Origin of the sequence: Butyrivibrio sp. FCS014 (assembly GCF_000526935.1) — a bacterium.
In the GTDB taxonomy this organism is placed as follows: domain Bacteria; phylum Bacillota; class Clostridia; order Lachnospirales; family Lachnospiraceae; genus Butyrivibrio.
On sequence record NZ_JAHA01000010.1, the window covers coordinates 118976 to 142373 of the forward strand.

Sequence of the window (23398 nt, forward strand, 5' to 3'; positions counted from 1 at the left end):
ATCTCCTATCCAAAGCGCTTATCGCATTCTTTCATAATCTCCAGATCCAGGTCTTTTATCTTCGCCTTCACTACCGCATTTGATTCATAGTCAGCTGTAATAATCTTATTTTTTAGCTTCGCCAGTTTCTTAAGCATTGCCCGATATTTTTGATCAGTCTCATCAAAGTATCGTCCGATCATCTCCTTTGATGCTCCGTACTTTTTTATCTGATCGTACAGACATCTGTTGATGCCAAAGGAATATACGTTGATGATCGCATATTCTGTAGCTTCCTGTGCCCCCTTATATGTACTCATCAGATGGCAGGAATTATATATAGCTTCCATCGCTCCATAGACCGAATCGAAATATGTATCCACATCCATAGTCTTGGTGGCAGAATCACTGATATCACAATAGTTGTACAGAATTTCCTTAACGTTACCTATGGATGAGGCCCTTAAAAACATGTATATAAGAATATCCATATCCTCCAGGCATCTCACGTTTTCCCGCATACGTATAACCGGATCCTGCCAGAGCTCTCTTTTGAAGATTTTTGTTACAAGATATCCTCCTCCGGCAATAAGTCTCGTTCTCTTTTCATCATTCAAATCTCCTGTCAGGTCATCTCCGGTATAGAGCCTGGCATTATCAGTGGCCTCCCGATAATAGCCGCTGTCAACAATGTCGTAATCACCCTCTTTTGCCTTATCATACAAAAGCTCATACATGTTAGGCGCCACATAATCATCGCTGTCCACAAGCCCGACATACTCACCGGAAGCCATATCCAATGCCTGATTTCTGGCGCCTCCGGCGCCCCGGTTTTTATCACCGTTTATTATGATGACCTTATCCGGGAACTGCTTTTCGCATCTTGCCATGATTTCCCAGGTATCATCCTTGGAGGCATCATTTACAACTATTATCTCAATATCCCGCAAAGTCTGATTAACAAGACTTCCCAGGCATCTGGCCAATGTATCATGGGAATTATATGCAGGAACAACTACGCTTACTTTTTTCATTTATGATCCTCAATACAAATATCAAAGATTCTCATTGATATATCTGACAATCTCGCCGGCAACCTTATAGTATACATTCCTGCTAAAGTGATTAATACTGTCTATATAGTCTTCCTGCGAATGAACAAAGTCAGTCATATTGATCACTTTCATTCTGTCATGATCTTCTGCAAACTCCTGAATTATTGGGTTAAACTCTCTGTGATACTCTGAAAGACCATTGAACTCTTCGTTATCACCCTCAAAATCCACTTCACTTCCAAGTAGCAGAATGATAATAGGTTTTCCCTTTACATGGTCGTATATATAATCCAGATTTCTGAAAATCAGTTCCAGCGGAGTAACGCCGACAAACTCCCAATCCTTGGCAAAGTCATCGATTATTTGCTCCGTAAAAGGAAATGCATGCCCGGGCTTTTCGCCGCTTATGAATCCTGCTTTGTTTTCGGGATCTGTCACCGGCGTATTCCTGCTGGAAAAAGAAATATACAGCTCTTTTCCCTTCTTCTTATACAGTCCGGCCTGACAATCCGGTAGAAGACTGTAGCATATTACGTTGTATTCTTTTTCAAAAAGCTTAGTTTTAAAATCTTCAGGAGTCATAAACGGAACGTTATCTACAACTTCCCGGATTTCTGAAGGAGACAGATTAGCACTTTCCCAGATATGCATACTGTGATTTTGCCCCGCTGTTACAAAACCTTCATTGTTCACGAAATTAAACTCCGAGGTAATAGCAGCACCTGCCAGGTAGGGCTCGATAGAATCCATATCACAAGGGCCTTTCATCAGTATCCTGACCCTGTTTCCACTCTTATTCTCGTCTGATTGCTCAAGCTCCTTGTCTTCAGTGATCCAGTCAACGCTTACATCCTTCTTAAGCTCAACGGCCACATCGCCCTTCACCTCAAATTCAGGGCATCCCAGTCTGTTATACACAAACTGTTCGATTCCCATCCCCAAAACTCTGCAGGAGAAAAGCATATGCTCCATAGTCCGGGTGCGCGTGTTAAAGCAATAAAAACCAATTATACCGTAGTTTCCGAAACGGTCCTTAGCTTCAATATAGGCTGAGTCATTCCAGTCATTGGTAAGAAGCTTTTCAAGTGTCTTTTTATCGTCTCTGTTCTTTGTATAGTTGAGCTGATTGCTGCGCATGATCAGCTCATGTATCCTGTCTATATGCTTAAAGCAATCTTTGTTTATTACAACTCTTATGTCGCTGTCTTTTAAGAACTGCTCCGATGAATCACTCCGGCTTCTTGCTGCATTCTTTTTCTCAAGAAGCTTATACTGATCCAGTCTCTTGTGGTCCTTGTCACCTGCGACAGTTCTTGCGTAATAGGTAGTAAGATATGGGATGATGTCCGGTGTCGCAGTCATCAGAGACCTGGCATAAAACTTCGCTTCTTCCAGATTTCTCGGATTATCATCAATAAAAAGAACATTCTCCGGCCGCAGTCCCATAGCACTGATCTTTTCTGCTATCTGATGACCCTTATCCTGCCAGTTGATGTTATTGAACACGAAAAGATCTGCAATTCCCGCTCTTTCAAGTTCTTCTATGACAGGCTCTTCATCGTTCTTGGATGAAATGCTGTTAACTACTCCGTGATCTGTGATACTCCTGACAAGGTCTGCATTGGAAATAGGAAGTATCACTTCTCCTTCACTCAGGATGCCCTGCCAGAAGGTTTCATCCATATCCCAAATGACCATCTTGATCTTTTCATAATCAAAAAACTCATACTCTGAGTTTTTGACTATGATTGTAGCATCAGGCATAAGCAGGCCTGACAGGATTCCCTGCTCAGATTCTTCCATCGCTCCAAGCACTTCTTTATCTATGATAAACACATTGAATAATGGTCCATCCACGAATTCAATAAGCTCATCTGTGCCGCCAAAGATATTCTCGGTTCTTCTTGCAATCTCATAAAGTTTGTAGTTTTTCTCAATGCCATAGGTATCGGCATTATGAAAAATACTTCTTATGGCTTTAAGGTCAGATCCCAAGCCACACCCATACTCAAGCACACTGAATATTGACTCCTTGTCAAAAGGAATCTGAGATATTACTGTGCCGCTTGCATAGGCATATTCGAGAATATCGAAACCATATTTTTTGATAAACAGTTCGTGATGATCATTCAGGAGTTTTTGGTAATCAGTCTTTATGAAGCTCTGGCTTCCGGCATGGTAAACAAAGCTGTTCCTTACAACTTTCAGCCTGTAGCCTCGCTTAAGAATTTCCATAGACAGTGCATCATCTTCAAAATAACCGGGAGCAAAGTCTTCATCAAAGCCTCCGACTTCATCCCATACATCTCTTCTGACAAGCATAGAAAAGCCCGAAAGACGCACTCTTTCCAGGGTAGCATCTTCCATAGGTACATTTACGCTTTCTCCGAATCTGATATATTCTTCTACGGTTTCAAATTCAACATCCAACTGCTGCTTGTTGCCCGCATAGTTGGACACACTGCCAACAGCACCGATATCATCAGCAGAATAAAGGGCCCGTTTAAGATTATAAAGAGCATCAAACACAAGACGAGTATCATTATTTAAAAGAAGCACATCGGCTTTTTCAAAGTCTGTCCCCTTGCTTGCCTTAACTCCCTGATTGCAGGCAGGTCCAAATCCCGCATTTTCAAAATTCTTAACAAAGATAATATCTTCCTGCTGCTGTAGCCATTTATCCACACCATCGGTAGAAGCATTATCAACAACAACAATCTGATAAGTGCCAGGTGTCAGTACATTCCTTATGCTCTCAATATTACTCTGCATAAGATTTATAGCGTTATACGACACTATTACTATCAGAGTTTTATTATTGTTTACTGAGCCGCCACTAAATGCACCAACTGTATAATTCGATACCTTTGCCTGCTCAGGATCATCATCCCAGATTTCCTTGTAACCTTCCGTATACTCCATCTGAGCAAGCTGAAGCATTTTCTTTGCAGAGAGCTTCTTCTGATATTCCGGATTATCAAACAGGCCCTTGTGATCCTCTCTTACACTCTGCCCCTTCTCAAAGGAAATAGCATCAAAATCATGCCCCAGCCATTCAAAGTCTCGGGCACAGATAGTATTCACATCAAAGAATTCTGCTCCAAGTCTGAAAGAATGCCACTCCCTTAACCTGTATACCGCAGGGCACCTTAAGGCAACGTAAGTACCATAAGTCTCAAACTCACTAAAAGAAGAATCATATATCTTATCCGGTTCTATTGCATTGATTATCTTCTCCCAGAATCTGGTACCCGGTATAGCATCATTACTCTCGATTTCACGGATCAACGATTTCATGATCTTTGTTTTAAAGAGCATGTGCTCTGAGATGAACGAACCCTGTATGACCTTCTTGAAGCCGGGCAGTATTTTGCCCATCGTGTCAAAATACTCAGGATGATACTCATGCTTAAGATCAAGATAAGGCTGACTGGTTCCGGGAGAAAACATATTTATATGGCGGCAGGGGATAGTGTCCCCATCCCATACCATGTAGTACTCATCTTCACAGGTTAAAGCATACTGCATCTTCAGAAACTGCTGATAGTACCATCCTGTAGCCCTTCTTGGAAGCTCCTGTCCGCACAGGATACTTTCAAGTCTTTGTTTCATGCACTGATGAACATCATCAAACAGAATGATGTCATCTTCATTTTTGCAGGAGACTTTATCTGCAATAAGATTACTCTTCGCAACTATTCCCTCGATTTCGGGTCTTCCAACAAATATCAGTTTTCCATAGTCAAAGCTTTCAAGTAATCTGGGGTAAAGATCTATCAGCCTCTCACAATCAATCGGAGTTAATACTATAAGCAAATCAAATCTTTTATCAGTCTGCATTTTCGCCTCCTGTCATGATTTTCTTAAGTCGTTCCTCTGCGGGCTCATAGTCTCCACACATTCTATAAAATCTTACTGCTTCGGAATAGTTTTTAAACTGTTCATTGATCAGACCTATATAGTACAAAGGAAGATACGTGTTTGTTCCTTCCTTGGCAGGATTATCCATATTTGTTGCGGTGACAAACTCCTGCATAGCATTCATAAAATCGTAATTGAGATAATATGCCACTCCCATAAGAAAATGCAGATCCGGAGTATACCCAAATGCTTCAACGTACTTTTTTACTTCCAATGCTTCTCTATGTTTGCCCATATGCAAAAGGCAGTCCGCATATCCCATAACAGACAACCTGTGGAACTCTATTCCCGGGGTCAGAGTAACTGAATCCAGCACTTCCTTGAATTGTGTCACAGCCTCTTCATAATTCTCATGGTTATAAAGTTCCTGCGCCAATTGGAAATGAATATATTTATTATCAGGATTGTTCTGCAGCTCCTCTTTGAGCATTTTTATATTTCGTTTGAACTTGGTTTCACTTATTTCTCCATCGGCTATATATCCTGTATGAATTACCTCCACCGGAGCATGATAACCGATTTTTGTTCCTTTCTCTGCGATAAGAGGTTTCAGCTGCTCGTGAATCTTCCCTTCATAGTGAAATATTCTCCTATCAAATATCCTGGCAATCCAGTCGTAGTAGGCGCCTTTTTCCGAGTCAGCCACCATATAATTAGTAAATCTGATGAGCCCCAGAGAATCAGGATTTTCTTTCATTATCCACACCAGAGCTTCAATATCCAAGCGTTTTATAAACTCATCGCAGTCAAGCGAAATTATATGGTCATTTTTAGCAAGCTTTACCGCATAGTTCCTTGCATCGGAAAAGTCATTCTTCCATTCATACCTGAATACTTTTATTCCTCGTTCCTCAGCAATTTCAATGCTCCTGTCACTTGATCCGGTATCCACGATCACAATTTCTACGTCATAGCATTGTAATGCATCCAGATATTTAGGAAGATTCTTTTCTTCATTCTTCATGATCGTGCAAACGGAAATTTGTGACATCATACCTCCGGAAAGAAACAGTTCACGCATTATATATACAATAATATTTTATCATAATATCGTTATTTCATACAGAAAAAGAGCCCCGGAAACCCGGGGCCCTTTTGGTAGTCGCAATGACTTCGCAAGACATTGTATCACTGGAAAACCTATTAGCCGAGAAGAGACAGAACACCCTGATTTGTCTGGTTTGCCTGTGCCAGCATAGACTGACCAGCCTGAGCAAGGATGTTGTTGTTTGAATACTTAACCATCTCTTTGGCCATATCTGTATCACGAACTGCAGACTCAGCAGCCTGTGTGTTCTCAGCAACGTTATCAAGATTCTTGATAGTGTGCTCAAGTCTGTTCTGGATAGCACCGAGATCAGATCTCTGTGTTGATACAGAAATAATAGCAGCTTTAACCTTTGTGATTGTTTCCTGAGCCTTAGAGTTTGTTGATACATCAGGTGTAGCAGCAAGACCAATCTTTGTAGCAGTCATCTGCTTGATTGAAATTGCGATGGTATCATCATCTGATGTCTCTGTACCAACCTGAAGCTTCTTGGATGTGAAACTACCATTCAGAAGTTTCTGGTTGTTGAACTCTGTAGCATTAGCTGTACGATCGATCTCAGAAGTAAGGGCCTGAAGCTCTGACTTGATGTAGTTACGATCGTCAGTTGTAAGAGTATCGTTTGCAGCCTTTGTTGCCAGCTCGTTCATTCTCTGAAGCATATCATGAACTTCGTTCAGAGCGCCCTCAGCTGTCTGTACTGCAGAAATACCATCCTGAGCGTTAGCAGAAGCCTGTGTAAGACCTCTTACCTGACGTCTCATCTTTTCGGAAATTGCAAGACCTGCTGCATCATCTGCTGCTCTGTTGATCTTGTAACCGGATGATAACTTCTCACTTGACTTAGCCTGAATACCGGTTGTGATACCAAGCTGTCTGTTTGCGTTCATTGCTGTGACGTTGTGTTGTACTACCATAATTTTATTCCTCCTTGAATGTGTACGGTGGCATCCTTGCCACTCGTTTGCTCGTTTTGAAATGGTCCTATGTGCTGGCCATATTACCATTCCTGTTTGTTTTACACCTTTATTATCGTCTATAAATATTAAAACTTAATACCTAAAATTATAAACAAATTATAAACTTTTTAAAATAGGGCAAAATATGGGCTCCGGTCGCCCGGAGCCCTGCATATATTATATGAATAGGAACTTTGTTATTACTGGAGAAGTGACAGAACACCCTGATTTGTCTGGTTTGCCTGCGCCAGCATTGACTGTCCGGCCTGAGCCAGGATGTTGTTATTTGAGTATTTAACCATTTCTCTTGCCATATCTGTATCACGAATCTGTGACTCAGCTGCCTGTGTATTCTCTGTAACATTATCAAGATTCTTGATAGTATGCTCAAGTCTGTTCTGGATGGCACCAAGATCAGATCTCTGTGTTGATACGGAAATGATAGCAGCTTTAACCTTTGTGAGTGTATCCTGTGCAGCAGAGTTAGAAGAAACATCGATGCTGTCGGCAGCATCAAGTCCGATGCCAGTTGCACTCATGGCTTTAATTGAGATTGAGATAACATCATCGTCAGTAGTCTCTGTACCAACCTGAAGCTTCTTGGATGTGAAGGTACCATCCAAAAGTTTCTGGTTGTTGAACTCTGTTGATGCAGAAGTACGATCAATCTCTGATGTAAGAGCCTTAAGCTCTGACTTGATGTAATTACGATCATCTGTTGTAAGAGTATCATTAGCAGCCTTTGTTGCCAGCTCATTCATTCTCTGAAGCATATCATGTACTTCGTTGAGGGCACCCTCTGCTGTCTGTACAGCTGAGATACCGTCCTGAGCGTTTGCGGAAGCCTGTGTAAGACCTCTTACCTGACGTCTCATTTTCTCGGAAATAGCAAGGCCCGCTGCATCATCTGCTGCTCTGTTGATCTTGTAACCAGAAGACAGTTTCTCACTGGACTTAGCCTGAACATTAGTTGTGATACCGAGCTGTCTGTTTGCATTCATAGCTGTGACATTGTGTTGTACTACCATAAGAAATCCTCCATGAACGGGCTCCGCTTCCCTGCTGCCTTCCGTTTGACTTTTATTGTGCAGCTACTGCGGAGTCCCTTCCTTGGCTGCTTATTATTTGTTTTACACTAATAATATCGGCAGTCTTTCGGTAAGATTAACCCCCATAGAAATAAATTTTTCATTTTTTTTGAAACAATTGCAATTTTTATGCAAATTTGTATTTCCTCTATAAAGTTTTTCCAAATAGCATCCGATATACAAAATCACGCAAAAGACGACCCACAAAAAAAGACTTCCTGCTCTAATTCGCGGAAGTCTCTTTTTATTCAATCACTGTTTGTTGTCCATGAACTGAGGTGGTACATCTCTGTAATTATTCATGGTCACATAATAATTATATGCAGCTGCGGAAGATTGCTTGCCTGCCACCATCTTGCTTCTGGAAATGTCGAAATACGTTTCAACAAGCTTCTTGTTTCTGCGCTCCATAGCCTCTATAGAAGCGCTCTTGGCGGTAATCTCTTTAATCAGATCCTGCATTCTTCGAATCTGGTCAGCATAAAGTGACTTGTTCTCACCAAGCTCCTTTTTCACTTCATCAAACAGTGTCTGAAATCCATCGTCCAGAGCTATGAGCTTATCTATCAGTTCTCCTTTTCGATCCACTGTCTCATCAAATACTTCTAATTCCAGCTCTTCCGGATTACGAAGAACCTCTCTCTGTCGTTCGTTTTCCTCTTCAATCTGAGTCATTACTTCAATTTTTTTTCTCAGACTTTCCTCTAACATATCCAGGCTTGCAGAAACCATCTATTTCTCCTTATGCATCCTTTACTGCAATGTTATTGGCCTTCATTACTTCGACCCAGTTATCTCTTATTGCATGTAAATGCTCGTTCATCTCAATTATTATGTCCCTGTCTTTGGAAATATTCGCTTCCACGAGCCTCATAGCTATATAGGAATACATATTTTCAAAGTCTTTGGCCACAGGATATCTCATGTCAAGAGTGTTTCTCAGATAGTCTATTATTCTTTCCACTTTGACAATATTTGTGTGAGCCTTTTGTACATCATTCTTTTCTATAGCATAATCTGCAATATTCAAAAACTTTATCGCGCCATCATAAAGCATAAGTGTAAGCTCCGGACCCGAAGCCCCCATCACTTTATTATTCTTGTATTGTGCATAAGCCTTCTGCTGTAATGTATATGCCGGCATAAATCCTCCTTAAGCATCACTGCTTTTTATCATCCCCCAAAGAATGAAGAGAACGAACTGCTATTGCTGTTTATCTTGGAAAGTGTAGATTCCATTGTGCTGAATTTCTTATAGTACTTGTCCTGTGCTGCCTCCAGCGCTTTCTGTGCATTGGAGATCTTCGTATTATATGAACTGTACTGTGAAGCCATCAGCTTATCTTCATAAATCGTATAAGCTGAACTGAATTCCGTACCTTTCATAAGATTTGTCAAAGAAGAATACATTTCCTTGGACAACTGGGTAAAGAAATTCGTAACTGCACCGGGATCTGAAGAAATAAAAGCTTTTAACAGATCCGTATTACCACTTGTCGATGAATCATCCGGATCGCCATCAATATGAAGCATATCTCTTTCGTCCTGAGTGGTAGAAAAGTAACTTCCGGTAGAAATACCAAAACTTGCCAATGACATTGTTTTATTCGATCCGTCAGCCATAGTAACTTCAAAGCCTTTTAATACTATACTCTTCAAAGAATCTCTAACTGATCCGATGGTCTCATCTTTACTAAGGAGTCCATCTTTGATCTTTTTCTCCCACTCCTCAACCTCATCATCACTCATGGCATCCTTCTGGTCATCAGTGAGCATGCTATACTTTTTAGCAGCGTCAGCATTATAAAGAGTAGAAAGCTCCTTCATCAGTTCGCTGTATTCTTTTACAAGCTTCTTGATGTTATCATAGATACCACTTGTATCCTGCTTGGTGGTAAGTGTGATACCGGAAGCTATTTCATTGGCTGTTATAGTAAGTCCATTAATGTTAAAAGTGTTGCTCTCTGATTCATATTCTACACCATTGAGCTTGATCTTTGCGCTGGAACCGGCAATATAATTTGAACCATCATCGTTCCTGGTAAAGCCAAGAGCAGTCATTGCATCTGATTCAACCATATCAAATGATGCCGCAGCTCCTGCAGTCTTTGATGATACAAAGAATCTTCCGTTGTTCTCATCAAAATTGAAGTTAAGACTTGTTTCTGTCTTGGAAGATTTTGCGTTTTTCAGTTTAGATAGAACATCACTTATGCTATCTGTTGCCGCAACATCTACTTCAATCAAATCTTCGCTGTCACCACCAATTGAAAACTTAAGAGTTCCTCCGCTTTCAAGTCCGAGGTCAGCCATTGTATTCGAAGCTTTCGCCTTTTCCGTTCCTGCTTTAACCTGCTGGCCGGTAAGATACGCAGATTTGGCAAGGCTGGTAATATCAAGGGTCTGTGTTGAATCCATTGCAGAATCACCGGTAATAACAGAAACAGCATTTGCATTGGACGCACTTGTGGTTTTCTTAGTGTACGCAGTTGAAAACCTCATACTACTAAGAGCACCATTGTAGAAAGATACAACCTTCTTATTTAACTCTTTCCATTTATCCTGTTTCCAGGTAAGTTTCTTCTGATCATTCTTGGCTGTATCAAGTCTGTCCTTTTGCCTCTGTGTCAACGCAGTGATAATGCTCTCAGTATCCAGTCCTGAATTCATTCCCGTAATTCGTATTGGCATATTGTTCTCCTTTCTCAATCCGTGAGTGTGATACATGGAAATCCGTTTCCATTTGCTGCGCAATGGAGCAATTGCGAATGAAAGTTGCTTCTCAAGGCGCAATTGCCGCCTGAATCACTTTTGTACGTCACTTGCAGCGCAGTGCAAGTGACCTGTAATTTACCGTTTCTCGTCAACCATTATGCCTGCAATCTCCCACACTTTGGCTATCATATCCAAAGTCTCATCCGGAGGGAATTCCTTAATAACCTTCTTGGTCTCCTTATCAACCATCTTTATGGTCACGCGATTGGTTTTCTCATGGATACCAAAGACAGCCTCCGCATTGGACTTGGCATTTTTTGCCATTTCCGAGATTGCCTTCCTGATCTTGGCATTATCTGCCTGAATCTGTTCCTCCGTAGCCTCCAGATCGGTCTGGGTCTGCGCAAAATTCTGAGCACCACTCTGACTATCACCTGAGCTTGCGGAGTTGTCTGCCGCTTCAACCTTGAGCTCAATACTCTGAGCAACTGCTTCCTGATTTGCAATTTCAGACTGGGACTGATTCTGATCTGCTACCTGCGTCTTAACCTGTGGCATAGACTGCTGAATAAGCGGACTAAAACCATTAATTGCATCAATTCCCATAATCCTATACCTCCATGTCATAACACGGCAGAATCAACAAGTGCATATATTTCTGCGCGCAGTATGAGCGCAGTTTATACACGATTTCTTATCTTCTATATCGGATTTGAAGGATATTTCTTTATGCTTTTTCTCTATGATTTGTAAAGTTTAATAAAAATTTTAGAATTTCAGAGTCAGAATATCAGGAAGAAGCTTCGTATATGCAAAATTCTCTAAAACTTTTTTCTGTCCGTTTATTGCGATCTGCTTCCGCTCGTCTTCATGTTCCAGATAATATGCCGTCTTGGCAATCATCTCTTCAGGAGTATGAGCAATAGCCAGATCCACACCATCCTGAAAGTATTCCTCTAATTCAGGAGATGTGGTGGCAACAAGGAATCCGCCTGCTGCCAATACATCCATTACTCTAAGGGATACCCCGGAGGTGATACATCTAAGAGATATGTGTAGATTCACCTTGCTGCGGTGAAATACCACCGGCATTTTATTTGTATAGTCCGCCATACCCAGATTGCACACATTAGGTATCGGCTTAGCATCAGGGTTTGTGTAGATTACTGTATCAAAGAGTTGGCCCATCTGCGTAAGGATATTTCTGCGTTCGTTAACCGTGACCTTTTTGCGCAATATATTTCTTATAACATCATCATAATTAATCTCGTATTTGCCCGTTTGTTCAAACTTGATATACTTCCTCAGTCTCTTTATATGGTCATCGGTGATAGCCTTCTCATCGGTAAAGAGGTCGTGGCCAAATATCCTCTCCTGAGCCAGGATCACAACATCGATATACTGTTTCAGCTCCGGTGGCAGGTATTTTACCTGATCATAGAAATTGAATTCATTATCATAAAGGCTTCCCAGGAAGCACACATCGTGCTGATAAGAAACCCGTCCTCCGGTCTCGTCATCAAGTTTTTGACACAATGTGGATAGTCTCTGATCATTTACTCCAAGCGGAGAATAGCTGACCGTAGTTATTCCTCTACTCCTCAATAATTTATACAATTCTCTGTCAAAGACATAAACGTGATTAACCGGATTGTTTATGGTATGTGAATACAATGTGAGGTGAGGGCAGTCAAAGACCCAGGACACGTAGGGCATATCATACTTTTGGCACACCTCAGAAATATTCGGATAATAATCAAAGGTATATACCAGGTCGAAATATCTTTTCCCTGATTCGTCCTTCCTGTCAAACCTGGCTTTGAACTTAGCCTCTATCTCAGGCGTCAGTTCACAACTGGAAAGATCCATTTTTATGATCTCAACCTCGTGCCCCAGTCTTCTCATGGCATCCTGGCAATCCTCGTCGTTAAACTCGTCCCAGTCATAGTAGAGTATCCTCATAGCTGTCTCCTAACATCCAAATCAACTGAGTATCATGTATCAACATAAAGATAAAAAAGCGCCCCGCACATATCGTGCAGAGCGCTTGATCATTCCTTCCAGATCGACATCAAAGCATTTTCTTCAATGCCTCAAGTCCTGCCACATCTGTAGCTTCCTTGTTCTCGTTCTGAATCTGGATGTAAACTTCCTTCCTGTAGATTGGAATTTCCTTGGGAGCTGAGATACCGAGCTTGATCTGATCTCCCCTGATGTCCAGAACGGTGATCTCTATGTTGTTGTTGATAACGATCGCCTCGTTCTTTTTTCTTGATAATGCTAACATAATCAGCCCTCCTTAGCTTCCTTATTTTTCTGCAGTATCTCGTAAATGGGGAACTTAACAGGATAGTCATCGTTCTCAACAATACACTGAGCAGCTTTCATATCTTTTACATTGATGATGAAAGGTCCCATCAGGTTTACTGTCATCTTCTGGAGGTCATGGGGAACTGTAACTGTTACAAGAACCAGGATCTCCTCATCGGTTAGTTCTCCAATATCCTCGATCTTAGCCTTGTCAATGTCCGGGTTATAGCCAGGGCAGACAATAAGCGGATCCATTACAGGCATTGCGAAGTCGGGCTCATCAATGGACTGAAGCCATTTGATGGTATTAACATCGTCATCGTTATCAAAAAGCAGTGTGAATCTCTTAAGATCGGGAAATCCGATAATTCCATGAGGGAAATCGATTATCTTGCTATCTTCAACGTTTACTTCACCAAATATTCTTGTAATAAGTTTCATTTTGTAACCTCCATTGCTGTGGATTTATGCTACGTATTAATTATATCGCAATATCGTTAAATTGAATACACAATTTATATTTTTTAAAATCACGCTGTCGGTGCTTCAGCACCTCTCATTAGATATAGTTCATCAGTGAAGTCTGGCTGATCTTGCCTGTCGCCATGAGGCTGGCCTCATAGGTAATCTGAGCTGTGGTGAGCTGTGTTGCTGCCTCTGCAAGGTCGATGTCCTCGTTGTCGGACTGCAATGTCTTAAAGGTTGTGGTCTGATCCATAAGGCGGGAATTGATAAGATCGAGTCTCTTCGTTCTTGTGCCGTTGTCGGTAACTGCGATGTTGGCTACATCCAATGACTTCTGCATGGACGTGATCTTGTGCTCGAATTCCTGCTGGAGCTCTTCTCTGAGGTAGTCATATGCCTTCTGCGCTGAGGCAAGTTCCTGGCCGACTTTGAGCTTTTGGTCCTCTCCAACAGCTGCTTCCTTTTTATCCTTCAGAGTCTTTATAATTGTGGCCAGCTGCTGAAGTTCGCCCAGCATCTTTGAAAGGTCATCCACATCTCTTTTCACATTTGTGGTGAAAACCGTGTCTGCCGTTGTGTTTACCACTACCGACTGTGCGAAGCCCACATCGTAAGCTATATCATGGTTCGCTGTTCCCTTGTTGTACAGGATTTCTTTTCCGTTCTCATCTATATAATTGGTTGAGAACAGGTTCTCGGGTCTGATGTCACCCTTTATCCACTCCTTCTTGTCGTAAACCACGTCGATGCTGTTGGCATTGATGATATTGGGAAGGGTGGAGAGCTTGTCCCTGAGTTCCTTGTTAAGGAGCACCTCGCCGGTTGCTGCGTTGAGGTATGCCCTCATTCCGGTGGGATTGTTGTAAAGATCCTCGTAGGCATCGTCAATCTGCTGCTCGGTACTGGTGGTATATAAAATGTGCTCCTCGTCCATCACAAGCGTTGTTTCTATATAAGAGGAATGTACGCTGCCGTTTCCTGTGAGCTGAACCACCTGATTGCTGTAGGTGCCGTCGCCGTTATCAGTAGCAATGTTGTTCTTCACTGTCATCGTTCCGTCACTGTTCACCGTAGCAAAATATCCCTCGCGGCTAAGACTCATGGAGTAGCTCTGTCCGATTGCGGGAAGAAGCGGTACCTCAAGAGGCGGGATCTGTCCATCCTCAGTGGTGTAGGTAACTGTGGAAACCTGCCTGTTAACGATCTCGGTGTTTGCCGACTGGATAACTGAAGGGCTCTTTGTTCTCTTATTGTCATCAAAAAGACCTTCCGATGTAAGGTAAAATTCGTAAGTCTTTCCGTTTACGGCGTCGATTCCGGTGATATTGTAGGTGCCGTCACCATTCTTAAGTGCCTTGTAGGTGATACCCTCGCTTGTAACCTGGAAGTCGGTTGCCGGTGAGTTGATGGGCAGTGCCACGTATCTTGTAACGCCATCTTCATCCTTGAAGGTAAGGTCAATGGTGGGCTTTGTGGTGGAAACGCTGCTGGTTGCAGGCTGCTTCATGTCCTGTCTGAACTTGAGCTCAACCTCGCTGCCCTCGCCGTATCTGTAATTTAAGTTGTCATAGGAGAGGCGGATCCTTCCTACTGTGGTTTCAATGATCTGACTTTCCAGTGTTGCTGAGGAATTGTCATTTAAGATAGTGGAAGAATCAAGAAGGTGCTTGCCTACAATTCTGCTGGAGGTGCTAACAGCCCCTGCGGTGAACTCATCGTTGATATCTCTGTAATCGGCAGTGGAGGCCTTCTCGAAGGTCAGTGCCGTGTCTGTTCTGTATCCGGTAAAGATATATCGTCCTGCGTAGTCCACATTTCCTGTAGCGTAGTACTCATCTGAAAGAGCGTCCATCTGGGAAATAATGGTGGAAAGATCATCAAGAGTAAGGTCCTTGTTGGCGCCCTTGGTTGCCTGTTTTACGCAGTCAGTAAGAACGGATGTCACCGTTGAGAGCGCATCCGCAGTTACTTCCAGCCAGCTCTGAGCATCCTTGGCGTTCTTCTCGTAGTACTGAGACAGCTGTGTAACGTTGCTGCGAAGCCTCAGAGCTCTTATGGCAATAACAGGATCATCGGAGGGCCTCGTTATCTTTTTTCCCGTGGCCATCATGGTGTTGAGCTGGTCCTCCGTAACCTTGTTGTTATTTATATTGTACAGTGAATTGTTCTGCATGATCTTGTTGGTGATGCGCATTTAAAGCTCCTTTCACAAGGTAGTTCCGCTCTCGCTTTGCTCGCCGGAACAAACTTCGATCACGAAAATCAGAGATTATCTATCTCAGTTTAGGAAAAGGACAGTCCATTGTCCCGAAAAAAAGCGCATCCGTGCAGATTATTAGATTTTCAAATATATTATCGGACCATTACACTCCGGTCTGAAGTATCAATCTGTCATAAATTTCCGTAAGTGTCTGGATCATCTTTGATGAAAGTGTATATGCGTTCTGGTATTTAACCAGGTTAGCGGCTTCTTCGTCCTCATCGACGCCGGCATCTGACAGTCTCTGATTCTTGATGGTGTTCTCCAAAGAAGTGTAGGTCTCTTCAAGAGTATTGGAATTGCTCTTGTTCAGGGCCACATCACCAAGTACCTTGGTCAGGAATTCACCTGAAGATGCTCCTCTGAAAATCTTCAGTGTATCAAGCATGTTCTTGAGGCTCTTTAAGTTGCCAAACTCCGACTCACCCTCGGTGAGATCGGCCTTGGTTGCCAGCCTGTCGGAATTATCAAGAACAACCGAGTTCACTGTAAAGTTCCCGCCTTTGAGGAAGTAGTAGCCCTTGTACTCTGAAAGAGAAGTCAGCTGCTCGTAGCTGTACTCTGCGGCTGAGTTTGTATCCATGGCACCGGTCAAAAGATTCACGCCCTGGAGGGAGTCTGAGGTGTAACCCGTTACCATGATCTTGTTCACTTCCTCTGAGAAGTGTCTGATCCACTCATTCATCTGCTCCATGTAATATGGTATTCCCTGATAGCTGTTGGCATAGCCGATGGACACGTTGGTTCCGGGATCGGGAATACTGGAGATGTTCTCGGGATTTAATCTGAACTCGTAGGTGGACTCTCCGTTGTAGCCCCAGCTGTCATACTTGTAATACTTGGCGCCGATCTTGATGGAACCTTCTGCAGGAAGAGTACACTTTGCCATATCCTGGAGATATGAATCCGTAACATTTACGGTAACAACAACTGTACCGTCAGTCTTCTGCTCAACGCCGCCTGCAGGGCATTTGCCGTGGAAGTACTGATTGTTGTTTCCGTCTCTCAAAGCCAGAAGCCCCTGAAGCTCGCCGCCTATGAGCTTTGAATCCAGTGAGAAGTTTGCAAGCTCTGCTACGTTATCTCCGTCTCTGTAGTTGCTTCCTGCCCACTTTATATCGAAAAGTCCGTTGATGTCGTTCTGATTGGTGGGAGCGCCTTCTGCTCTTGAAACGCAGATCATCTGCTTGAATTCGTAGGTATCAACCAGCTCATAGCCGCCCGCAACCCACACCTGGAACCTTGTGGCGCCGGTATTTCTGTCGGGCTGGGTCTCGTCGATGATGGGAGATTCCTTGGTCTCAACCGAAACAATCTTAGACAGGTCGTCCACCAGCATATCTCTTTTGTCTCTGAGTTCGTTGGCGACAGTGCCTGTCATCTCGATTATGTTGATCTGTTTATTTATTGAAGCTATCTCTTTTGCCATTGAGGTTACTCTGTCGGCGCAAAGCTTAACCTCAGAGTTTATGTCGGACTGAAGGCCCTGAATGCTGTCGTATACGTTGTTGAAATACTCGGTAACACTCTTTAAGCTGGACATGAAGGCTGACTTGGTCTCGGTTGTGCCGGCAGCTGTCATCACTGACTCCATTGCTGCTTCCATCTTATTGAAAAGAGATGAGAATCCGGTAGTTCCGTCGTCGTTCAGGTAGTCCTCGATAAGTCCGTTGTAGTAGTTCTTCTGGGAAACCTCCCCGAGGAGTGTCTCGTTATTCCTGAACTTTACATCGTAGAAGCTGTCCCTCACTCTCTCAATCGCAAGGGTATCAACGCCTGCTCCGGCGCAGCCGTAGGTGGCAAAGACCCTGAGGGCATCTGTCGCCTCCTGCTTCACCTGCTGCCTGCTGTAGCCATCGGTGTTGGCATTGGATATGTTGTTGGCTGTGGTGTTAAGAGCTGCATTTGCTGCCCTAAGTCCCGATGCTGCGATGTTCAGTCCAAAGAATTGTGATACCATATCTTTTTCTCCTTATGCTTTGGGGCTATTTTATGCTCCCAAAGTAGATACAAGGTGTTCAAGCATTTCACTTACTACATTTATATATCGGCTTGAGGCGTTGTAAGCATTCTGGAACATGATCATGAATTCAAGTTCCTCGTCGCTTGATACTCCGACGATCTGCTCTCTGGCGGATTCAACGGAGGAAACTGTCTGTTCCTGTGCCTCCTTTATGCTCTTATAAACATCACCGGAGTTGGCTACCTGTGAAACCAGGCTGTTGTAATAGGTAATGAAGCTGTTCTTGGTGGTGACGTTGGGGTTGAGCACATATGTCTCTTTTGTAAAAGCTTCTTTGATCTTAGTGGTTGTTGCGTTGTCTTCGCTTCCGTCTATTGTTCTGAAGGTGAAGAGAGTAGGCTCCTGGATCATCAGCGGGTTCACCTGGGAGTTCTTGATGGTGAAGCCTGTGGGAATCTCACCTGCCGGATACTTAACATTGCCGCCCTCATCCTTACCTATGTTGTAGATAAGTCTGTCTGTGGGGTTGGCGCAAACAAAGAGGGTAAAATCGGAAGCGGCGCCCTTTGTGGGATCCAGTGTTGCGGGATTACTCTCTGCCATGGTCATGATGTCGTTGATGGCTGTCATCATGTTGTGTACCATGTTGTCAAACTCGGCCTGAATATTCATGATGACTGACTGGGAAATCCTATCGCTGTAGTGCTGAGGATCCTCCATGATGTCATGGTAGGTTGCCTGGTGATCACCTCTTGCAAGGAGCACTGATTTAAGCTTGCCGATGTCGGTGTTGGTAACTGTTGACACAGGCTGTGACAGGTCAAAAACATGCGCACCCTTGATAGAAACAACTTCTTTTGTTCCGTTGGGCTTGATCTCTGTAACTGCTGCGTATTCCCAGTAAGGTGTTGCATAACCGGCAGCTGTTCCGCCGTCATCTTCCGATAAGCTTGTATCTATTGCCATATGGTTGACATGATCGGAAGTTACAAATGATGATCCTTCAAAAAGAACCAGCACATTTCCGAAAGTGTCTTCCTGATAATCTATTCTTCCGTATTCAGCCAGCTTATCAAGAAGGAGGTTTCTCTCATCTCGAAGGTCGTTGGCCTTTTCCTGTTTGCCGGACTCAATGTCAACAATGTCATGATTGAGCTGCTGTATTCTGTCGCCGTACTTGTTGATGTTATCCACCATATCTTTTACCGTGGAATCAAGGTTCTCCTGGTAATCGGTAAGTCCGTCGTATACGCTCTTAGCTCTTGTCAAAAACTCGTTTGCTCTTGTTACGAAGGAACTCTGTGTAACGGCTGAGCACGGATCTTTTGCCAGCTCCTGAACGGAAACCCAGAGGTTATTCATGGACTGGGCGAATTCCGATCCGTTAAGCTCCTGCAGCTGATCCTCAATCTCCTCAATGGCCTTCAGGGAAACATCATAAAAGGCACCTCTTCCGGTCTCTGTCCTGTAGGAGAGATCCAGGAAGGTGCTTCTTACCTGCTTACAATTATTGTAGTTAACGCCGGTTCCTATCTGCTTAAGGGCGATGGTGTTGTATTTTCTTTCTATGGTCTGATATGCCCTGGTTCCCTGGGAAACCTGCTGCCTTGTATAACCTGTGGTATCAAGGTTCGCCATGTTGTGGGCCGTGGTGTTCAGGGCGTTCTGGGAAACCGTCAGTCCTGAAGCTCCCACATATAAGTTGGCCATGAGTGACATGTTGATGGTCCTCCTATATATAAGTGCGCGATGCGGATTGCTCCGCTGCGCTCCCGCTAAAAATGGGTATAAAAAAGACACTACCGCGATTCTACGGTATTCACCCGGGTGGATTATCTACATGCATCCGTACCACTTTGAAAGTGGTACGTTACTGCTTTGCATCAAACCCGCCCGATGTGTAACCTAAACATTCGCCTGTAGTGCCTGCAGCTCTTGAGTAATTCGCCGTCTGTGGAGCCATTTTAGCCGCCTGGATGATGTTCATTTCGAACTGAACCATCTCTAAGGAACTTTCCAGTAACTGCTGGTTCTGTCCGTTTACACGTCTGACATTGTCCGCAACGCCAACGAGCCTATCGCGTTGGAATGCCAGTTTCTTCTGATCCACAGGTCTTTTGTCCAATATCTGGATCAGCTCGGTCAGTTTCAATGAATTAACATCCTTGTTAAGTACATTCGCAATATCCTTCATGGCTGTTTCGCGCTGTTTCTCCAGCCCCTGGATACCGCCGATTATGCACTGCTCCTCATCCGTGATTTCTGCAAGTGCCTCAAGATCACCTTTGATGATAATGGTTGTCTTGCGGCTCGATAATCCCAGTAATTTCTCGTATAATGTGCATTCCTGGTCAAGTATTTCAACCAGATTCTCGACTAAACTAGCCACTGAGATCATCCTCCTGTATTAAATTGATGCTGCTTTAGAAAAGCTCGTCGTATTTTGCCAGTAACTTATCAGCAAAAGCCTCTCCACTCACATCATAAGTACCATTTTTAATAGCAGCTTTTAACGATGCAACCTTATCTTCCCTGATGTCGGGTGCATTGTTCACAGCCTGTTTGGCAACCTGGATATCTTTTCCAATCGAAGAGAACGATACTGTATCACGTACATCACCGGTCTTCTTTGCTGCCTGTGGTTTGCTTATTTTGCTGTTTGAGTAAATCTGCTGAACCTGACTGTATGCTTCTATTCGCATATCTTTTCCTCCTTCCCTGGAAGATTTTTGTTTTCTACTACATTTATCGGTAGATGTCTTCATTACTTTAGCTTTTTCCGAAAAGTTTTCCCCAAAACCTTCGGGCCTTAAATAATGATCAAAAAACTTTCAGGGCGTATATTAAAATGTTATCAGTTACGCTTGTTTCCTTACAATTCCGGGCTTTTTCATTCTGCCCATTCGTTCCGTCGTTAAATATATCGACCCTTTCTTGAAAAACTTTAGAGCATTTTTTATTTTTTTTTAAGATTTTGTGGCTTCGCGTTTTCGAGTCTTGGCTCTGAACATCCGGATTAAAATGTCAGAATATTTAGTCTTTTCATTTTGATGTCATGAGGAAAAAGAGCTGTGCCGATATATATTCTGACAGCTAGGGAAAGCATGGATCTTCATGGATGAGAAATCTTCATCATACGTGAAGGTTCATTTTTTTGTGCCATGGACCTTCGCAGAAAGATAAGGAGGTACCATGAAAATTGCACAAAGTAACGTAAATCTGGTCTCCAACCGGACCTACTATGAGGAGAACACCGTGACCATCCAAAGCGGAGTGGTGACCCGGGGTTCCTTTATGGACAGTCTGATAGACCAGGAAAAAAAGCTGGATTCTGTCGATATCACAGAAACCGGCCGGGGTGATCTGCCCCTTAGCAGTGAAAGCTACACGTCGCTGAAACCCTCAAAGTCCGATTACCTCTCTCCCGTGGAATCGTCTTTGGAGGAACAGATCGCCAATCTTCGGGCAACGCTCCTGGAGCGGATCCTGAGGCTCTTGCAGTTCCTTGACGGAGGCAGGAGCAAACGAGGCTATCAGGGTACCCTGGAGAACACCGCTAATATGCTGAGTGGCGGCTCCTTTGTCCGTACTACCACGATAACTGCGGTCCACATGGAGGAGGAGTCCACCACCTTTTCAGGAAGCGGCACTGCCCTCACTGAAGACGGCCGGGTCATTGACTTCGGGGTTCAGTTCTCAATGTCCAGGCGCCTGTGCGAATATGCCGGCATTAGCATGAGCTCTGCGGTTAACCTCATCGATCCACTGGTGATCAATGTTGATTCAGGGGTGACCCACATCAGCGACCAGTCCTTCTACTTTGACCTGGACTGCGACGGCGTTGATGAGAAAGTCTCAAACCTTGGCGCCGGCAGCGGATTCCTTGCTTATGACCGAAACGGCGACGGCAGGATCGGGGACGGATCGGAGCTCTTTGGAACAAAGAGCGGCAACGGCTTCGAGGACCTTCGCGGGTACGATGGCGACGGTAACGGCTGGATCGATGAGAGCGACGAAATCTACGATCAGCTCCGTGTCTGGCTCCGGGGCGAAGACGGCACCGATACACTGCTTAGCCTCAAGGAAGCCGACGTAGGCGCCATCTATCTTGGCAGCGCCGAAACGCAGTTTAGTCACTTCGGCGGATTTGGCGGCGTTAATGGCCTTGGCGGATTCGACGGATCAGGTCTTGGCGACGCAGGCGCAGGTGGTCTTATCGGCGCAGGGGCTGCTGATTTCAGAGTCACCGGCGTGACCCGCTCCTCCGGCATCTTCCTGAAGGAGAGCGGTGGCGTTGGCACCGTCCAGCAGGTAGACCTTGCCGCACTGTAAACCGATGTGTCATTATCTCAACCATATGCTTATTTACACGATTTCTTAATTAAAAAAACGCCCTATTTACAAAAGTGTTTCTATTGTACAAATGAGAATTGTTTTTTTCTTGTGTTGGAAGTGATTAGGCGCTGTATGCCGAGGGATATGTGAATTGAGTCCTCTCCGACGCAAAGCATTCTACAAGCTGATTGAGTCGGTAAAATATCCCAAAAACTTGACGCTATATCGACAAATAGCCTGTTTTGAGCACTTGATTATCGTGATAGCGTTTGTGTTTCGTGAATTCTTTACATTATTTCGCAAATATCACCGACGCAAAAACTCCATAAACAGACAAATGCGTCGGAAGTGCCGTTGCCGAAATCATCGAAATCTTGTAAGTCCTCAGCATATATCCAATTACGCAATCTGAGAATCAGTCTATACCAGCCATAATTATCATCAACACAAATGTAAAAGGGAATTTAAAACACTCCCCACCATTCAAGCTTAATATCATGAGTGGTGGGGAGTGTTATGTCTTTTCCCAAATAAAACTAATTATAAATTGCAACTAATATATTCCTGTTACTTCGTTACCGCATTGCTGACAAAAGGGAATTTAATCACCAGGTCCTTATCCATTTCCATCATCATTAAAAAACGACTGGCAATTCCCGAAGGCTTATTTGTCCCGGCCTCCCAGGCCTCGACAGTTTTGCATGACACGCCAAGGTAACTGGCAAATATCTTCTGAGACATTCCCGTTAGTATTTCGTATGCGTTTTACATCATCAGCTGCATATGTCTTAATTGGTTCCACAACTACTTTATGGCGCTTCAGAATAGGGCTTTTCGCTTACAGAATCCTCAATTGCTTCATTGAGTCCCGTCATTATACTTGCATAAACACTCTTCTTATTCATCTCGTTTACCTCCCAGATTTCTCTCCAATGCCTCAATCATCTTTTTGATATCACGCCTTTCCTGCATAGAAAGATTATCTTTTTCATTCTTCCCATATACAGTTATCAAATATACCGTTTCTGCAATTAGAAAATCAACATAGCATACTCGCGCACTTTTACTTTTTCCTCTGTTATTCATAGCTATCCGAGCTTTCCTAAGGCTACCGGTGCCTTTAATAACAGGATACTTTTTCGGATCCTTCATTATTTCATTCTCTAACCAGCGTAGATCCTCATCATCAAACCCAAGCCTGTCCCCAATTATTTTGAAAACTCATTGGTTCTGTATAAATGTTCTTGTCATATTCCCTCCTGGTATCATTATTGTAATGCCCCATTCAATAGGTGTCAAT

At 43.5% G+C, this 23398-nt stretch carries 19 protein-coding genes; 1 reads left to right on the plus strand and 18 read right to left on the minus strand.

Annotated features, from left to right (window positions below; genetic code table 11):
- Nucleotides 1-5 precede the first annotated feature (5 nt).
- The 17 genes from T456_RS21380 to flgM all read right to left on the minus strand — a co-directional run bounded on the left by T456_RS21380 (nt 6) and on the right by flgM (nt 20465).
- Nucleotides 6-1013 (minus strand): glycosyltransferase family 2 protein, encoded by a 1008-nt coding sequence (locus T456_RS21380; RefSeq protein ID WP_024866240.1) that lies wholly within the window; start codon nt 1011-1013, stop codon nt 6-8.
- Between the two features lie 21 nt (nt 1014-1034).
- A complete protein-coding gene (locus tag T456_RS21385) occupies nt 1035-4874 on the minus strand; it encodes a DUF6492 family protein (RefSeq protein ID WP_024866241.1) in 3840 nt (1279 codons plus the stop codon).
- A complete protein-coding gene (locus tag T456_RS0111290; RefSeq protein WP_197026886.1) occupies nt 4864-5949 on the minus strand; it encodes a tetratricopeptide repeat-containing glycosyltransferase family 2 protein in 1086 nt (361 codons plus the stop codon). The genes T456_RS21385 and T456_RS0111290 overlap by 11 nt, the downstream gene beginning before the upstream one ends.
- A gap of 149 nt (nt 5950-6098) precedes the next feature.
- Nucleotides 6099-6920, minus strand: coding sequence for a flagellin N-terminal helical domain-containing protein (locus tag T456_RS0111295; RefSeq protein WP_024866243.1), 822 nt, complete (start codon nt 6918-6920; stop codon nt 6099-6101).
- A 242-nt stretch (nt 6921-7162) separates the two neighbouring features.
- Nucleotides 7163-7990 (minus strand): flagellin N-terminal helical domain-containing protein, encoded by an 828-nt coding sequence (locus T456_RS0111300; RefSeq protein WP_024866244.1) that lies wholly within the window; start codon nt 7988-7990, stop codon nt 7163-7165.
- Nucleotides 7991-8302: 312 nt separating this feature from the next.
- Nucleotides 8303-8782: a flagellar export chaperone FlgN gene (gene flgN, locus T456_RS19955; protein ID WP_024866245.1), complete on the minus strand. Its 480-nt coding sequence runs from the start codon at nt 8780-8782 to the stop codon at nt 8303-8305.
- Between the two features lie 10 nt (nt 8783-8792).
- Nucleotides 8793-9194, minus strand: a complete 402-nt coding sequence (gene fliS / locus T456_RS0111310) for a flagellar export chaperone FliS (protein WP_024866246.1) — start codon at nt 9192-9194, stop codon at nt 8793-8795.
- Nucleotides 9195-9223: 29 nt separating this feature from the next.
- Nucleotides 9224-10741: a flagellar filament capping protein FliD gene (gene fliD / locus T456_RS0111315; protein ID WP_197026887.1), complete on the minus strand. Its 1518-nt coding sequence runs from the start codon at nt 10739-10741 to the stop codon at nt 9224-9226.
- Nucleotides 10742-10900: 159 nt separating this feature from the next.
- The gene (locus T456_RS0111320) at nt 10901-11371 is read right to left on the minus strand and encodes a flagellar protein FlaG (protein ID WP_024866248.1); all 471 of its coding nucleotides are present in this window, start codon (nt 11369-11371) and stop codon (nt 10901-10903) included.
- A gap of 162 nt (nt 11372-11533) precedes the next feature.
- Nucleotides 11534-12727, minus strand: coding sequence for a glycosyltransferase family protein (locus tag T456_RS0111325; RefSeq protein ID WP_024866249.1), 1194 nt, complete (start codon nt 12725-12727; stop codon nt 11534-11536).
- A gap of 109 nt (nt 12728-12836) precedes the next feature.
- On the minus strand, nt 12837-13052 hold the full coding sequence (csrA, locus tag T456_RS0111330; protein WP_024866250.1) for a carbon storage regulator CsrA: 216 nt from the start codon (nt 13050-13052) through the stop codon (nt 12837-12839).
- A gap of 2 nt (nt 13053-13054) precedes the next feature.
- Nucleotides 13055-13516: a flagellar assembly protein FliW gene (gene fliW / locus T456_RS0111335; protein WP_024866251.1), complete on the minus strand. Its 462-nt coding sequence runs from the start codon at nt 13514-13516 to the stop codon at nt 13055-13057.
- 118 nt (nt 13517-13634) lie between these two features.
- Nucleotides 13635-15734 carry a flagellin N-terminal helical domain-containing protein gene (locus tag T456_RS21390; RefSeq protein ID WP_024866252.1) on the minus strand — a complete coding sequence of 700 codons (2100 nt, stop codon included), beginning with the start codon at nt 15732-15734 and terminating at the stop codon, nt 13635-13637.
- A 169-nt stretch (nt 15735-15903) separates the two neighbouring features.
- Entirely contained in the window at nt 15904-17760 is a 1857-nt protein-coding gene (locus T456_RS0111345) for a flagellar hook-associated protein FlgK (protein ID WP_024866253.1), read from the minus strand.
- Nucleotides 17761-17790: 30 nt separating this feature from the next.
- A complete protein-coding gene (flgK, locus tag T456_RS21395) occupies nt 17791-19482 on the minus strand; it encodes a flagellar hook-associated protein FlgK (RefSeq protein WP_024866254.1) in 1692 nt (563 codons plus the stop codon).
- Nucleotides 19483-19633: 151 nt separating this feature from the next.
- Complete coding sequence (locus tag T456_RS0111355) at nt 19634-20152, minus strand: flagellar protein FlgN (RefSeq protein WP_024866255.1); 519 nt, start codon at nt 20150-20152, stop codon at nt 19634-19636.
- Between the two features lie 34 nt (nt 20153-20186).
- Nucleotides 20187-20465, minus strand: a complete 279-nt coding sequence (gene flgM, locus T456_RS0111360; protein ID WP_024866256.1) for a flagellar biosynthesis anti-sigma factor FlgM — start codon at nt 20463-20465, stop codon at nt 20187-20189.
- A gap of 490 nt (nt 20466-20955) precedes the next feature.
- Here flgM and T456_RS21400 point away from each other — a divergent pair, with 490 nt between their 5' ends.
- Nucleotides 20956-22095 carry a hypothetical protein gene (locus tag T456_RS21400; protein WP_024866257.1) on the plus strand — a complete coding sequence of 380 codons (1140 nt, stop codon included), beginning with the start codon at nt 20956-20958 and terminating at the stop codon, nt 22093-22095.
- A gap of 900 nt (nt 22096-22995) precedes the next feature.
- On the opposite strand, the gene T456_RS19980 is transcribed toward T456_RS21400, so the two are convergent.
- Nucleotides 22996-23250 (minus strand): type II toxin-antitoxin system RelE/ParE family toxin, encoded by a 255-nt coding sequence (locus T456_RS19980; protein WP_242835935.1) that lies wholly within the window; start codon nt 23248-23250, stop codon nt 22996-22998.
- Nucleotides 23251-23398: the final 148 nt, after the last annotated feature.